This is a genomic window from Croceicoccus esteveae (assembly GCF_031846435.1).
GTDB classification, from domain to species: domain Bacteria; phylum Pseudomonadota; class Alphaproteobacteria; order Sphingomonadales; family Sphingomonadaceae; genus Croceicoccus; species Croceicoccus esteveae.
Map to the genome: position 1 here is coordinate 1 of NZ_JAVRHS010000013.1, position 14,261 is coordinate 14,261.

At 58.6% G+C, this 14,261-nt stretch carries 12 protein-coding genes and 2 pseudogenes; 3 read left to right on the plus strand and 11 right to left on the minus strand.

Going from position 1 to position 14,261, the window contains the following annotated elements:
• Positions 1-212 precede the first annotated feature (212 nt).
• Positions 213-620 (plus strand): annotated as a pseudogene (locus RM533_RS12040) (DUF6692 family protein).
• 389 nt (positions 621-1,009) lie between these two features.
• On the opposite strand, the pseudogene RM533_RS13720 reads toward RM533_RS12040, so the two are convergent.
• The 4 genes and pseudogenes from RM533_RS13720 to RM533_RS12055 form a co-directional block, all read right to left on the minus strand.
• Positions 1,010-1,327 (minus strand): annotated as a pseudogene (locus RM533_RS13720) (IS701 family transposase); the annotation flags it as partial.
• Between the two features lie 80 nt (positions 1,328-1,407).
• A complete protein-coding gene (locus tag RM533_RS12045) occupies positions 1,408-2,103 on the minus strand; it encodes a hypothetical protein (RefSeq protein WP_311341477.1) in 696 nt (231 codons plus the stop codon).
• Between the two features lie 147 nt (positions 2,104-2,250).
• Positions 2,251-3,480 (minus strand): pyridoxal-dependent decarboxylase, exosortase A system-associated, encoded by a 1,230-nt coding sequence (locus tag RM533_RS12050; protein WP_311341478.1) that lies wholly within the window; start codon positions 3,478-3,480, stop codon positions 2,251-2,253.
• Between the two features lie 3 nt (positions 3,481-3,483).
• Entirely contained in the window at positions 3,484-5,058 is a 1,575-nt protein-coding gene (locus tag RM533_RS12055; protein WP_311341479.1) for an AMP-binding protein, read from the minus strand.
• 75 nt (positions 5,059-5,133) lie between these two features.
• On the opposite strand from RM533_RS12055, the gene RM533_RS12060 reads away from it, so the two are divergent.
• Positions 5,134-5,418 carry an acyl carrier protein gene (locus RM533_RS12060; RefSeq protein ID WP_311341480.1) on the plus strand — a complete coding sequence of 95 codons (285 nt, stop codon included), beginning with the start codon at positions 5,134-5,136 and terminating at the stop codon, positions 5,416-5,418.
• Here the strand turns inward: RM533_RS12060 and trxB are convergent, their stop codons facing one another.
• From trxB to thiE, 3 genes are all read right to left on the minus strand, one after another.
• Positions 5,419-6,402, minus strand: coding sequence for a thioredoxin-disulfide reductase (gene trxB, locus RM533_RS12065; RefSeq protein WP_311341481.1), 984 nt, complete (start codon positions 6,400-6,402; stop codon positions 5,419-5,421). It lies immediately after the preceding gene.
• 126 nt (positions 6,403-6,528) lie between these two features.
• A complete protein-coding gene (locus RM533_RS12070; protein WP_311341482.1) occupies positions 6,529-7,599 on the minus strand; it encodes a L,D-transpeptidase family protein in 1,071 nt (356 codons plus the stop codon).
• Positions 7,600-7,818: 219 nt separating this feature from the next.
• Positions 7,819-8,472: a thiamine phosphate synthase gene (gene thiE / locus RM533_RS12075; RefSeq protein WP_311341483.1), complete on the minus strand. Its 654-nt coding sequence runs from the start codon at positions 8,470-8,472 to the stop codon at positions 7,819-7,821.
• A 140-nt stretch (positions 8,473-8,612) separates the two neighbouring features.
• Here thiE and RM533_RS12080 point away from each other — a divergent pair, with 140 nt between their 5' ends.
• Positions 8,613-8,963 (plus strand): hypothetical protein, encoded by a 351-nt coding sequence (locus tag RM533_RS12080; RefSeq protein ID WP_311341484.1) that lies wholly within the window; start codon positions 8,613-8,615, stop codon positions 8,961-8,963.
• On the opposite strand, the gene RM533_RS12085 is transcribed toward RM533_RS12080, so the two are convergent.
• From RM533_RS12085 to tkt, 4 genes are all read right to left on the minus strand, one after another.
• Entirely contained in the window at positions 8,960-9,853 is an 894-nt protein-coding gene (locus RM533_RS12085) for a fructose bisphosphate aldolase (RefSeq protein ID WP_311341485.1), read from the minus strand. The two genes, RM533_RS12080 and RM533_RS12085, sit on opposite strands and share 4 nt — an antisense overlap.
• 48 nt (positions 9,854-9,901) lie before the next feature.
• The gene (locus RM533_RS12090; RefSeq protein WP_311341486.1) at positions 9,902-11,101 is read right to left on the minus strand and encodes a phosphoglycerate kinase; all 1,200 of its coding nucleotides are present in this window, start codon (positions 11,099-11,101) and stop codon (positions 9,902-9,904) included.
• A 101-nt stretch (positions 11,102-11,202) separates the two neighbouring features.
• Positions 11,203-12,210, minus strand: coding sequence for a type I glyceraldehyde-3-phosphate dehydrogenase (gene gap / locus RM533_RS12095; protein ID WP_311341487.1), 1,008 nt, complete (start codon positions 12,208-12,210; stop codon positions 11,203-11,205).
• A gap of 14 nt (positions 12,211-12,224) precedes the next feature.
• On the minus strand, positions 12,225-14,213 hold the full coding sequence (gene tkt / locus RM533_RS12100) for a transketolase (protein ID WP_311341488.1): 1,989 nt from the start codon (positions 14,211-14,213) through the stop codon (positions 12,225-12,227).
• Positions 14,214-14,261: the final 48 nt, after the last annotated feature.

Here is a 14,261-nt window from a genome sequence, read left to right on the forward strand (position 1 = left end):
GCGTATGGGAGAACGCCTGTCAAAGAAGGTGGAACAATGAAGCGCCTCCTCCGATCAACCCTGATTCCCGCCTCCGTGGCGCTGACCGCGTCGGCCTGCAATCAGATCACTTCTGTTGGTAGTGATCGCGAAGCGCGGGTCGAACTCGCGTCCGCGCCAGCATCTCCGTCGTGCGCGTCCGCGCCGTCCTGCAAAATGTCGCCACTGCGATCATGAAATCCGAGACAATGAGCAATGCCGACATTGAGGCACTGAGCGGCAAGCAGGCCCGCTGCGCCTTGTCGCTGACCGCAGTGGCGTTCCCATCCTTTGTTTACCTTCCGCGGATGTCAGGCGCGGCAAAGCTCGATGGCAAGCTCATCGTCGTGTGAGGAACGGGCGAAAGGCACTTCGCCGACGGCGATCTACGTGTCACGCTTCGGTCTCGTGATGAGAAAGGCGCTGCCGGACTGCCCGCGATAAAGATGATCCATGTTTCGCCCGACGCCGCAGACAAGATCGGCTACAAGGACTACGTCCAGTGTTTCGGTGGAGGCATGAGCGCGGCCATAATAGCATCATCATCGGCCCAATCGGCACGCTTCTGCAGCTCGTCCTCATCACGCTGCTGGTTGTCCTGATCGCGCTATATTGGCGCCGCGACGGACCGGCTCAATCCGAACCGTCGAACCCGCGTGCAGATGTGATGGAAGCTAAGGCGCTCAGGACCGCCGCGCTCCCGCATTTTCTCCTGGCAGCTTCTGCTTGTGCTGATGAACTCGACCAGTTTGTCAGTGGAAGACCACTCTCCGGCGCTTGATCTGTTTTACCTCGGACGTCAATTTACGTTCTCCATCGTTACGCTGCCGCTTTCGACGCCGCTATGATTATGGATCGATGCGATCACTTCAGTGACTTGCACGATATTGTCGCGCTATTCTCCCACTACTTTGGCAGAAGTTTGTCGGGATGTCTGATGAGGCTACATCGGCGGTGAGGGCAATGCTCCGGCGGTGGTGGTGACAGTTGGTCAAGGATGAGCTGGCGCACTGCTGGCAAGGTGGGGTGAGGAGGCGGAGCGGAGTGTTTTCCGCCCTGCCTGAGCGAGGCTTCGGGATTGCAGGACGGCGCAGGCCATCATCGACCTCAAGGCATGGCGGTGAAGTCTGTTGCAGGGTCGTCGTTCGAAGTGATCCAGTCCCGGTTCCTGCTTGCGTTGCTGATGCGCTTGTTCGCAGACCTGGCCAGCCTTGATCGCGCCGGCGAGGGACTTGATCGGGGTGTCGCCAGGCAGGTTCAAGAGACAGTATTTGCGTTCGCCATCCGAGCGATGCGCCGCCACCAGCCAGTTTATCAAAAATCATATCATTTTCGCTCAATAAAAATTAAAAGGTCAATAATCCTTCTGACCTATTCGGCTTGGGGCGATCATCCAATACCACTGTCTTCAAATGAACCGGTATCGGTGAATATGCGTAGCATCCGTCGTTGTGTGGCAAGTTTTGCTTCAGTCCTGGCGATCTCCGCTTGCAGGCGCTCAACGAGGATGTTGCTGTGCCTCTCCTCGCCAGCAGGCGGGTCAAGCTGGACCACCAGCGCGGTGGATTGCCACAAGGGTCTGCAATCGGGGGTGCAAAGCCGCGGGATCAATATTGCGCCGCCACTGACGAGCAAACGTACGTCGTCTGCTTCATTATGCATAAGAGCATGGAGGCGTGACAGGGAAGCAAGTGGCAGCAGGTCGGCATTATCAATAACGATCAACTGCCCCGCCAGACCAAGTTCGCGGTGTTTGGAAGGATCCGATTGCAGACCCGGGGCTATCTGCCCGTCGTCATGTTGATCGGCTTTGGAAGAAAGCAGTTTGGTCAGAACTCCTTCGTCACATGCACCGTCAATCCGCTTGACCTGAAATCCATCGCTCTCAACGGTCCGGTTGAACGATGCCAGAACACTCCTGCGCTCTGTTCCATCTGAACCGCTGAGGACCAACACTCGGCTGCCTGTTTGTACCGCTTTGGCGAGCTGGACCGACGCGTTAGCAGCACGCAGCGCAAGTTGCACGAAACCTTGTTCTTGGGCCACACTTCTGCCGGCAAACTGTTCCTGATTGTCCTGATACATCTCGCATGTCCTGTTGCATTCTGACCAGATCTATTGCCGAAGCAACGCGGCCGGGACAGCGAAGGTCGATCGAGAATGGATTGTATTGCCCGCTCGCTGGCTTTTTTCCGTTAACTCCTTCCAGAACGGATCAGATACCAGTCTGTATTAAACGAGCAGCTCAACGGCAGGGCCATGCCCGAGGAAGTTTTCAGGACTTGCCGTGGCGCCATATGCTCCTGCACAGAATACCGCGACGAGATCACCAACGGCGACGAGCGGCAGCATCGCCTTGTGTGCAAGTCGATCAAGCGGCGTGCAAAGGCGTCCGACGATATGCTGCGGATCAGATGCAGTAGCTGCGCCAAACTTGTTGGCAATCGCGAGGGGGTAGTTGCGCTTTACCACAGTTCCGAAATTACCCGATGCGGCGAGCTGGTGGTGCAAGCCGCCATCGGTGATCACGAATGTCTCTCCGTGGCTGCTTTTCACGTCGATGACGCGCGTCAGATATACCCCTGCCTCGCCGACCAGCCAACGCCCGAGTTCAATCGCGAAGGACGTGTCACGCAATGCATTGTTGAGCTGACTCAACTGCCGCCTTAGAGCAGCACCTATAGTTGCTATATTCAAAGACGCATCGCCAGAGAAATAGGGTATGCCAAAGCCGCCGCCCAGATTGCAATGCGGTACAGGCGCTTTGGTCGCTTCGGCAAGACCGGCCACCATATCAAGTGTCGCGCTCTGCGCGTCCACAATGGCTGCGGCATCGAGTGATTGACTGCCCGCGTACACATGATAGCCGCGCCACTCGGCTCCGCTGCCAATTATTTCCTGAACCAGAGCGGGCACAAGTGGAGCATCCACACCGAACTGGCGCGCGCCGCCGCCCATTTTCATGCCCGAACCGCGCAAGTCAAATGCCGGATTAACGCGAACCGCCAGTCTTGGTCGGATGGCGAGCTTACCTGCGATGGCAATTGCCCGGCGAGCTTCGTTGTGCGATTCAAGGTTGATCGTAACGCCCGCTTCAATCGCAGCGGCAAGCTCTGCATCGTCCTTGCCGGGCCCTGCAAAGCTGATGCAGGCAGCATCCATTCCGGCGTTCAGCGCGGCTGCCAGTTCCCCTCCCGATGCAACGTCGAACCCGTCTACGAGACCGCGCATGTGGCGCAGCAGAGGCGCAAAAGGGTTGGCTTTCAGCGCATAATGGATGGCGAGCCGTTGCGGCATGACCGCACGCAATTCCCGCAGGCGCCGCTCCACCACTGCCATGTCGTAAGCGAACAATGGTGTCCGTCCTGCCTCCGCAACAACATGCGATGCTGTCTTGCCGCCGATGCACAATTCGCCATCTCGGCTCACGAAGTCCGGGGGGATCGGGCCGAGGTTCGTCATGGTCTAGGTGGATCCTGATCTGTGCGCAGAGTGCCAGCTCTCGAGCTCGGCTTTCATTGTTGCGCGATCCAGTTTTCCGGTCGCACCTCTTGGCAGATGATCGCGCCAGTGAATCTGGCGAGGCTGCATATAACGCGGCAAGATCCTGGCCAGCATCGCAGGAAGCTCTGCCTGCGCCTTGTCAGCACACTCCGTCCGCGCCGCGCTGGCAACCAGGTGCACGGTCTGACCGGCCGCAGCGTCAGCCACGCCAAAGGCGGCACATTCCCGCACAAGGCCAGTTGCCTGTGCCGCATCTTCTATTTCTTGTGGGCTGATGCGCTGCCCATAGGATTTGATCATCGCATCGCGGCGCCCCACAAAGTACATCAGCCCGTCATCGCCAATCCTGACGCTATCGCCCGACCAGACTGCCTTGTTTGCAACACCTGCGCCAGTCGGAGCGGATCTGAAGCGCTGCGCGGTGGCTTCTTCGTCGCGCCAATACCCCTGCGCTACCAGCGGGCCAGCATGCACCAGTTCACCCTCTTCGCCCTCGCGAGCAAGCTGCCCATCATCCTTCACCACGTAAATTTCTGCAAAAGGTATCGGCCTGCCGATACTGCCGGGCTTTTCATCGATCAGTGCAGGATCAAGGAAGGTGGAGCGGAACGCCTCGGTAAGTCCGTACATGGCAAAAAGCCTGGCATCGGGAAACTTGGCACGCAATCGCTTGATCAGGTTTTCAGACAACGCACCGCCGCTGTTGGTGAGACGCAGCAGCGGACGGATGGCTTCCTGCGTCCACTCCTGATCCACAAGCTCGGTCCACAAGGGCGGCACTCCCGCAAGCGTGGTTATACCGTGTTTCGCCACCGCAGTTACCACGTCGCGTGGGATGAGATGATCGACAGGCACAGCGGTTCCACCGGCAAACCAGGCGGAAAAAAGCTGGTTCTGTCCATAATCAAACGCGAGCGGCAAGACGCACAAGGTACGATCCTGATGGTCAAGTTGCAGGAATTGAGCCACCGCCGCTGCGCCCAGCCAGAGATTGTCGTGGCTCAGCATCACGCCCTTGGGCAGGCCGGTCGATCCGCTCGTGTACAGAATTGCTGCCAGTTCATCGCCGCCGGCCGTGGATGGCGGCAGCGGATCGAACGTCGGATTGTCGGCTGCCGCGACGAACGCCTGCTCTTCGTGCCATGTAGCGCAGGCATCAGGAACATCGCCATCAAGAAGGCTGTTGAGCCGACCTGCATTCGCAATCAGGAGGCGGGCGCCGCTATCGCGCAGAATGTGTGCAACCTGCGCCCGCTTCAATACCAGATTTATCGGCACATGCACGAACCCTGCCCGCGGGGCGGCCAGCGGCAGCAGGCAGGTTGCCATGCCTTTCGCTGCCCAGCTTGCGATCCGGGTACCGGGAGCCCACCCGCGAAGCTGACCGAAATGACGCAAGCGTGCGGCAAGCACCCCAACTTCGTGGTTCATCTCGGCAAAAGTAAGCGTCGTGTTTTTCAGCACCAACGCAACATCATCGGGCCGTCCGCATAGCGGCAAATGATCCAGCGGGCAGCGTTCCGGCAGTTGCATCATGTGTCGCCTGCCAATGGTTGCATGCCGCTGCGCCAGTTGCATCGCCACACCTGCATCGCTACGACATCCGCCATCATGAACAACGACACCCCGTCTGCAACAAGAAAACTCGATGCCGAATTGAGAAGCATCCTGGCCGATGTGCTCGCGCTCGATGTAACACGTGTGGCGCAATTTGAAGCTGCTACGCCTCTGTTCGGTGCTCTCCCCGAGCTTGATTCGCAGGCGGTCGCAGGGCTGTTGACCGAAATGGAAGATCGGCTGGACATCATTGTTGAGGATGACGAAGTCGATGCAGACTTGCTCGATACCTTCGGATCTTTGCTTGATTTCATCTCCCGCAAACGATCCGGCCGCTGATCAGGCGCTCACTGTTTGAACAGAACGGGATTCAGAGCGCGCGAAATCAAGCGTGGCAAGGAAGCGTTCCGCATCGAGCGCTGCCATGCAACCTGTCCCTGCTGCGGTAACTGCCTGGCGGTAGGTGTGGTCGATCACGTCGCCGCAAGCAAACACGCCCGGGATCGGCGTCATCGGAGTGCCGGGCTGAACCAGGATGTAGCCACCTTCATCAAGATCAAGCTGGTCCTTGAACAATTCAGTCGCCGGCGAATGCCCGATTGCCACAAAGGCTCCGTCAGTGGCAAGAACGCTCTCCTCGCCTGTCTGTGTATCCTTCAGCAGCACACCGGTCAGCCCGCCGCTTTCCTCACCGACGAAGCGCATTACGGTCTTGTTCCAGTGGGTCGAGATAGCCGGACTGGCGAATAACCGATCCTGAAGGATCTTTTCCGCGCGCAAGCTGTCGCGGCGGTGGATGAGAGTCACGTCATCACTGTGGTTTGTCAGGTAAAGCGCTTCTTCGACCGCGGTATTGCCACCGCCGATTACCACGACCTTCTTTCCCCTGTAGAAAAAGCCGTCACATGTGGCGCAGGCTGAAACACCCTTGCCGGAGAATTCCTGCTCCCCTTCAACTCCCAACCACCTTGCCTGCGCACCTGTTGCGATCACCAGCGTAGCGCCTTCGTAAACATCCCCGCTATCGCCGTAAGCTTTGAAAGGGGTGCCGTTTTCCAGATCGACAGAGGTTATCGTATCCCACATCATACGCGTGCCGACATGTTCTGCCTGGGCCTGCATTTCCTCCATGAGCCACGGACCCTGGATCACGTCCCTGAAACCTGGATAGTTTTCCACATCCGTCGTAATCGTCAGCTGGCCACCAGGTTGCAGACCCTGCACCACGATCGGCTCCATGCCAGCACGCGCAGCATAGATCGCGGCCGACAATCCGGCGGGTCCCGAGCCGATGATCAGCATGCGTGTCGTGTGGGTAGCCATTATGCAAAACTTCCAGTTTGTCCGGTGGAATTGTGTCAGCCGCCGCGTGCCCCGACCAGCTTTCCGGCAAACGGCTTTGGCCTTTTGCCTGCTTCTGGAACGCGCTGCAAGGCTGAGTGCTGAAGCTTACTTCTGAAACACCACCTTCGTCGATTGCGATACCATCTGCGCAAGGCGGGCCGCATCCCAGTTTGTCAACCGCACGCAGCCATGACTTTGTGCCCGCCCAATCGTTTCTGGCGCAGACGTGCCATGGATACCGTAATGCTCCTTTGAAAGGTCGATCCATACCACTCCGACCGGGCCGTTAGGGCCAGGAGGCAATTGCTGTTTTGCATTGCTGTCGGGCACGTCCCAGAACAGTTCGGGATTGTAGGAGAACGTCGGATTATGCGCGACGCCTGTAATCTGCCACTCGCCGATCGGCAGCGGGTCATGTGATGAACCGCTCGTTACGGTGAACTGCGCAAGCAGCTTCTCATCGTCACCATAAACCGCCAGGATATTTTCTGACTTGTCCACTACGATGCGTCGGGCGTTCGGCTGATCGGTGCCGATGCCAAGATCGCGCAAGGTCTGCTTCCAATCACCATCGATCTTGGCCGACTGGTCAATGAAATCGCGCCCGACGTTTGGCACGCGTATCTGCTGCCCAGCTGCAAAAACGCCGCCCTCCTCATCACCTGGTCTGGCCCGGCTGTTCTGATCCGAAGCTGCGCCAGCCGGGCGTCCGCCCGGGTTCAGCATGCGCAATGTCTCTGCCGTGGTGTGGAACCGCTCTGCAAGTTTTTCCTCAAGCGATTCATAGCCGAGCCGCTTCATCTCGGCTTGCTTGACAGGGCTGTCGGGGATCTTCTCGTAGCGGCCGACCGCGAACTCTTCGGGAATTGTCACCACCCGCGTGGCGTTGATGTTGTCGTGCCGGCTCAGCGCCTGCTTTGTTGCGCCGTCAAGTTCACCCGATACCTTCAGATCGTTGGCTTTTTGAAAACCGCTGATTGCGTTGCTTGTAGACATTCCCATCTTGCCGTCGATCACACCCGGCGAGAAGCCGAGCCGGTCCAGCACCACCTGAAGCTGCATCGTGGGCCGTTCTTCGCTGTCAGGCATGTCCGTCGAACTAGCCTCTCCTGCGGCAGGATCCCTGCTGCCCATAGTGTCGCCGCCACCCTGCGAAGTGTCCACAGTGGCTGCCATCTCTTGCGTTGCAGCAGCTTCGTCTGCGGCTTGGCACGCAACCAGCGCCAATATCGACACAGGTAGAAGCATTATTCGAAATCTTGTTACACTCATGTCCATTCCGTTTATCCGGCACATTGCACGTCAGGCAAATTGCCCGTCAGCCACATCGCCTGGCTGGCAAAGTAAAGCAGCGGCCATTCAGGTCCGTATAGCCGCCAAGGATTATCATCGCGTTTACCCTGCGCTGCTGGCCTCGTTAATAGCCTTGGCAAAATCACGCACTGCGGCCGCCTCATCTGCTCGCCAGATAGCCCCTGAAACCGCCAGGAAGTCGGCGCCAGACGCTACCAGCGGGCCGCAATTGGCAGGGGTAATACCGCCGATTGCCACGCAGGGCAATTCAAACAATTTTTGCCAGAACTCCAGCAGCTCCACCTCCGCACGATGTTCCGATACTTTGGTACTACTGGGAAAGAATGCTCCAAAAGCAACGTAATCAGCGCCCTGATCTCCTGCTTCCATAGCAAGGTGCCGGCTATTGTGACACGTCACGCCGATCTGCGCGCCTTCTCCCAGTTGTTCGCGTGCATCGCGCACCGATCCGTCGCCCTGCCCCAAATGCACCCCGTCAGCCCCGAGCCGCCTGGCAAGCGCAACGTCGTCGTTGACGATGAAGCCGACATCGTGCTCGGCGCAGATCTTCTGCAGCGGCGCTGCAAGACGCGCGGCCTCATGCTGCTCGATGTTTTTTACCCGGAACTGGAAGGCAGACACAAGCCCTTCGCCGGCGTCGATCGCCCGTCTTAACCGTTCTGGAAAACTGCCCGAGACATCCGTTGGCGAAATAAGGTAAAGTTGCGAACGCAAGGAGTGTGCAGCATGGTTCATGCAAAGCCTGATATCCACCACGCTTCGGTAGCGCCACAGGAAATCACGCAAGGAACGCACGGACAGTGAGGTTTATCCAGACGGTCGCGATGGCTGGTGCGGCCCTGCCTGCCCTCCTCATGCTGAGTGGATGTTCGCGCATGAGCACTCAAACTCCCGCCGCCCCATCTCCTGATCAGCGAATAGCGGGTTCAGAAGCTTCGGCAAGGCTGGGTGAGCATGTAATCAGCGGCGACTGGCAATTGACACCTCTTGCCGTGCTCGAAGACAGTCGCTGCCCCGTCGATGCACAATGCATTCACGCGGGCAAGGTGATCGTCCTGGCGGATCTGGCAAATGGAAGCCAGCGCGCTCGGATCGAGCTTGAAACAGGCAAGCAGCACCAGATCCTCGATGTGAACGTCGTACTTGTGTCCGTATTGCCGCCAAAGAAAGCGGAGCGGCTGATCCACCGCTCCGACTATCTTTTCATCTTTCGTTTTCAGCCTTAGGTTTTGTTTACCGAAGCCGTATAAATCTGGTCGATTGCAGCGCCGAGTGCAGCGTCAAACTGCTTATCATCCATCTGATAACGCAAATCCTCGAGCAAGGCTCTGCTGAAGCTGGCAATCATGCCATCATTTTGCGCCAGCTTCTTGCAAGCCTCGTCGCGGGAAAACCCGCCAGACAGGGCAACCACCCGCGCCACGGCAGCATGGTCGACCAGCGGCTTGTAGGTATTCGCTTCGACCGGGATCGACAGCTTCAACATAATCTGGCGGCCGTCCGGCAGCGCATCCAGATGCTTCAGGATTTCATCGCGCAGCATCTTTTCACCCTGCGCACGGTCGTCTGCCGTGATGGTATATTCGGGCTCGAGCATCGGCATCAGGCCAGCTTCATAAATCTGCTTGCCGACCTCAAACTGCTGCGCGACAATTGCTGCAATGCCATCGCGATTGGCCGAGTTGATAACCGACCTCATCTTGGTTCCGAACACGCCGCGTTCCTTGGCGCGGGCCAGCAGACTGTCAAGCTGTGGCATTGGCTTCATCAGCTGCACGCCATCTGCTTCATCCTCAAGCCCCTTGTCCACCTTGAGGAAAGGAACCACGCCCCGTTCCTTCAGGATGGCAGGGATCGGCTTGCCGTCAGCTTCACCGTCCATGGTCTTTTCAAACAGGATCGCGCCCAGAACCTTGTCGCCATTGAACGAAGGCGCGGTTATGATGCGACTGCGCATCTGGTGGATCATGGCGAACATTTCCTGATCACCGGACCAGGTGTTATCCTCCACCCCATAGCCACGCAGCGCCTTGGGCGTTGATCCGCCGCTTTGATCGAGCGCCGCGATAAAGCCTTTTCCCTGGCTTACCTGTCTGAGCATGTCTTCCTGCTGCATGTTCAATCCTTTTTCATAAAATCAACGAAAATACGGAGGCGCGATCACTCAGCGGGCAAGTGCCGCCACGCCAGGCAGCTCACGCCCCTCCATCCACTCGAGAAAGGCACCGCCAGCTGTCGACACATAGCTGAAGTCCTGCGAGACACCGGCATGGTTGAGCGCAGCAACGGTGTCGCCGCCGCCTGCGACCGACACCAGCGATCCTTCCTTGGTCAAGGCAGCGGCAATGCGGGCAAGCGCAACCGTAGCCGTGTCGAACGGCGCGGTTTCAAACGCACCGAGCGGGCCATTCCAGACCAGCGTGCGGCATGTCTTCAATACGTCAGCCAAGGCCTCTGTGGCCAGTGGACCGAGATCGAGGATCATCTCGTCTGCCGCCACTTCATGCACATTGCACTTGCGCAGCGATGCAGGATGAGGAGCAAATTCCTTGGCAACAACCACATCATAAGGCAGGTGCACGGTACAACCGGATTTTTCCGCAGCTGCCATGATCTGTTCGACGGTGCCGGTCAGATCATGTTCGCACAAAGATTTGCCGACGTCGACACCACGCGCGGCAAGAAACGTGTTGGCCATGCCGCCGCCGATAACGAGATGGTCGACGATGCCGACCAGATGCTCCAGCACGGCAAGCTTGCTTGACACCTTGGCTCCGCCAACGACGGCTGCCACCGGCTTTTCCGGCGTGCCCAGCGCCCGGTCGAGTGCAAGCAGTTCCTTCTGCATCGAGCGCCCTGCATAAGCAGGCAATATGTGCGCCAGTGCTTCGGTGGTGGCATGTGCCCGATGCGCGGCAGAAAAGGCGTCATTTACGTAGAGATCGCCATTGGCGGCGATTGCATGGGCAAACCCCGCGTTATTTGCTTCTTCCCCTGGCCAGAAACGCGTGTTTTCCAGAACGGCTATGTCACCATTGCGCAATATGCCAATGGTCTGGGCAACCACTTCGCCCGCCACTTCGGGAACGAACATGACTTCGCGTCCCAAAACGTCCTGCACCGCATCAACGACCATGCTGAGGCTCAGTGTCGAACTGCGCGCGCCTTTGGGCCGGCCAAAATGTGCCAGCAGCAGCACCTTGGCGCCTGCATCGGCAAGTTCCAGTATCGTGGGCGCAGAAGCGGAGATGCGAGTCCTGTCCGTGACCTGCCCGTCCTGCATGGGCAGGTTCAGATCCACACGGACCAGCGCAACCTTGCCAGCCGGATCGGCAATATCGTCAAGAGTGCGAAACCCGCTCATGCTGCTTACCCCGTCTGCGACCGACGCTATGCCGGACCTTTGAAAATGGGCCTGCGAGCAACCCTGCTCGCAGGCCATCTGCATTCCTCATCTACGGCTGTTCAGATCAACCGCGCCATGACTCCGGCGGTATCAATCATGCGGTTGGAAAAGCCCCATTCGTTATCGTACCAGGAAACCACTCGGCCAAGCTTGCCTTCAAGGACAGTTGTCTCAAGACTGTCGACGGTCGAGCTTGCCGGATAATGATTGAAGTCGGACGACACCAGCGGCTCGTCGGTATAGTCGAGCACACCTTTCATCGCTCCTTGCGACGCTGCTTTCAGCGCCTCGTTCAACTCCTCGACCGACGTATCGCGAGAAGGCGTGAACACCAGATCGATGAGGCTGACGTTAGGCGTTGGCACCCGCAGCGAACTGCCATCAAGCTTGCCGTTGAGCTCGGGCAGGACCAGGCCTACGGCTCGGGCTGCACCAGTGGTGGTGGGAATGATGTTCTGTGCACCGCCCCTCGCCCGCCGCATGTCGGAATGCATCTGGTCAAGCATCCGCTGATCATTGGTATAGCTGTGGATCGTCGTCATGAAGCCACGTTCAATCCCGACGGTTTCGTGCAGCACCTTGGCAACAGGCGCGAGGCAATTGGTGGTGCAGCTGGCGTTTGACACTATGATGTCATCAGCGGTCAGCGCGTCCTGATTGACGCCGAACACGATCGTCTTGTCCACACCCTTGGCAGGAGCCGAGATCAACACGCGCTTGGCGCCTGCGTCCAGATGCGGGCTGGCGGCGTCCTTGGACTGGAAGAAGCCGGTGCATTCAAGCACCATGTCCACGCCCATGCTGGCGTGCGGCAGCTTGCCCGGGTCGCGCTCCTTGGTAACCGCAATCTGCCGACCGTTTACCGTGATGCTCTGATCGCTCGACGTTACTTCGCCCGGAAACCGGCCATGGGTGGAATCATAGGCGAACAAAAGAGCGTTGGATTTCGCATCTGCCAGATCATTGATGGCAACCAGTTCGAAATCATGATCGTCCCGCTCCAGCAGGGCCCGTGCCACCAGACGTCCGATACGTCCGAAACCGTTGATCGCAACCTTGGTCGCCATGTAAACAACTCCTGTTAAATGCCCAATCTGGCCTTGATTTGTGGAACGATGGCTTCTGTAGTGAAGCCGAACTTGTCAAACAATGCGGTTGCAGGTCCTGAAGCGCCGAACCGATCGATGCCAATGCTGAGGCCGTCCACCATGGTGTAGCGTTCCCAGCCGAATGTGGTTCCAGCTTCTATCGACACGCGCAAGATGTCGCTTGGCTTGACATGCGGAAGGATGTCGTCGCGATAGAGCTTGTCCTGTTCGTCAAACAGCTGCGTACACACCATCGAGACCACGTCGGTGCCGACACCCTGCGCCTCGAGCACTTCGGCCACGTCGAGCGCAAGCTGCACTTCGGAACCGGTCGCGATCAGCACGACACGCCGGGCAGCATCCGCCGTACGCACCCGATATGCACCCCGTGCGCTGCGATTTTCCTGCGCTTCGGTACGCAGTGCCGGAAGATCCTGCCGGCTGAGCGCAAGCAGCGAGGGGCGTGAGCGGTTCTGCAACGCCAGTTCCCAGCATTCGGCCGTCTCGATCGCATCGGCAGGGCGGAACACCAGCAGGTTCGGGATCATGCGCAGGGATTGCAGATGCTCGATCGGCTGGTGCGTTGGGCCATCCTCGCCCAATCCGATTGAATCATGCGTCATCACGTAGATGGCCTGGGCATTCTGCAGCGCCGAAAGCCGGATTGCCGGACGACAATAATCGGCAAAGACGAGGAAAGTGCCACCATAAGGAATGATGCCGCCATGCAAAGCCATGCCATTCATCGCGGCAGCCATGCCGAATTCCCGAATGCCATAATAAAGATAGCGCCCGCTGTAATCCTTCGCCGTCAGCGGTGTCGTGGCCGCCGTCTTGGTGTTGTTGGAACCGGTAAGATCGGCAGAACCGCCCACCATCGCAGGCACTGCGGCAGTCAACACGCCAAGCGCTGCCTCGCTGGCTTTTCGCGTGGCCATCCGAGGCATGTCGCTGGCAAGCTGCGTCTTGTAATCCTCCCACCCCTCGAGCGCCGGTAGTGCACCGCGCATGATCTCTTCATATGCGCGACCAGCCGGATTGCCTTGCAGCCTTGCAGTCCAGGCTTCGCGTGCAGTGCGGCCCCTGTCCCCGGTACTGCGCCAGTCAGCGACGACCTGCGGCGGAATGTCGAATGCGGCCGCGGTCCAGTCCAGATTTGCGCGCACGGCGGCAATTTCGCTCTCGCCCAGCGCGGATCCGTGCGTGGCAGCCGTTCCCTGCTTGCCAGGGGAGCCCTTGCCGATGATTGTCTTGCAAGCGATCAGCGATGGTCTTTCATCGGCAATCGCCTCGTCCATGGCACGTCGGATGTCTGCGAAATCATGACCGTCGCAACGAACGACGTGCCAGCCGGCTGCGGCAAAGCGCGCGCCGATATCCTCACTCGTCGACAGGGCAGTGCTGCCATCGATGGTAATGTTGTTGTCGTCCCAAAGGACATTGAACTTGCCGAGCTCAAGATGTCCGGCCAGACCGACCGCTTCATGGTTGATGCCTTCCATGAGGCAGCCATCTCCCGCAATGGTCCAGGTCCGGTGATCAACAAGATCGTCGCCAAACCGGGCGTTCAGATGTCGTTCGGCAATAGCCATGCCGACAGCCATCGCAAACCCCTGACCAAGCGGCCCGGTGGTGCATTCTACCCCGTCCAGGAGAAAGTTTTCCGGGTGACCGGCACATGGACTGCCGAGCTGACGAAAATTGCGGATGTCCTCCATTGTCGGGCGATCGTACCCCGACAGGTGCAAGAGCGCATAAATCAGCATGGAGCCGTGCCCGGCCGATAGCACGAACCGGTCGCGGTCAAGCCACTCTGGCGCAGCGGGGTCGAAAACCAGATATTCGGACCACAGCAATGTTGCAACATCGGCCATGCCCATCGGCATTCCCGGATGGCCGGAATTAGCCTCCTGCACCGCGTCCATCGAAAGGACGCGAATGGCATTGGCCATTTGACTAAGACGGCTCTGGTCAATGGTCATGTTCTGTCTTGTTCTCCAAAGCGCGACCGTTGCGATGATTCGCAGACG

Bases quoted from the DNA above. Each gene is read 5' to 3' on its own strand.
- RM533_RS12045 (WP_311341477.1), bottom strand. From the start codon at position 2,103: ATGTATCAGGACAATCAGGAACAGTTTGCCGGCAGAAGTGTGGCCCAA.
- RM533_RS12050 (WP_311341478.1), bottom strand. From the start codon at position 3,480: ATGACGAACCTCGGCCCGATCCCCCCGGACTTCGTGAGCCGAGATGGC.
- RM533_RS12055 (WP_311341479.1), bottom strand. From the start codon at position 5,058: ATGATGCAACTGCCGGAACGCTGCCCGCTGGATCATTTGCCGCTATGC.
- RM533_RS12060 (WP_311341480.1), top strand. From the start codon at position 5,134: ATGAACAACGACACCCCGTCTGCAACAAGAAAACTCGATGCCGAATTG.
- trxB (WP_311341481.1), bottom strand. From the start codon at position 6,402: ATGGCTACCCACACGACACGCATGCTGATCATCGGCTCGGGACCCGCC.
- RM533_RS12070 (WP_311341482.1), bottom strand. From the start codon at position 7,599: ATGGCAGCCACTGTGGACACTTCGCAGGGTGGCGGCGACACTATGGGC.
- thiE (WP_311341483.1), bottom strand. From the start codon at position 8,472: ATGAACCATGCTGCACACTCCTTGCGTTCGCAACTTTACCTTATTTCG.
- RM533_RS12080 (WP_311341484.1), top strand. From the start codon at position 8,613: ATGAGCACTCAAACTCCCGCCGCCCCATCTCCTGATCAGCGAATAGCG.
- RM533_RS12085 (WP_311341485.1), bottom strand. From the start codon at position 9,853: ATGCAGCAGGAAGACATGCTCAGACAGGTAAGCCAGGGAAAAGGCTTT.
- RM533_RS12090 (WP_311341486.1), bottom strand. From the start codon at position 11,101: ATGAGCGGGTTTCGCACTCTTGACGATATTGCCGATCCGGCTGGCAAG.
- gap (WP_311341487.1), bottom strand. From the start codon at position 12,210: ATGGCGACCAAGGTTGCGATCAACGGTTTCGGACGTATCGGACGTCTG.
- tkt (WP_311341488.1), bottom strand. From the start codon at position 14,213: ATGACCATTGACCAGAGCCGTCTTAGTCAAATGGCCAATGCCATTCGC.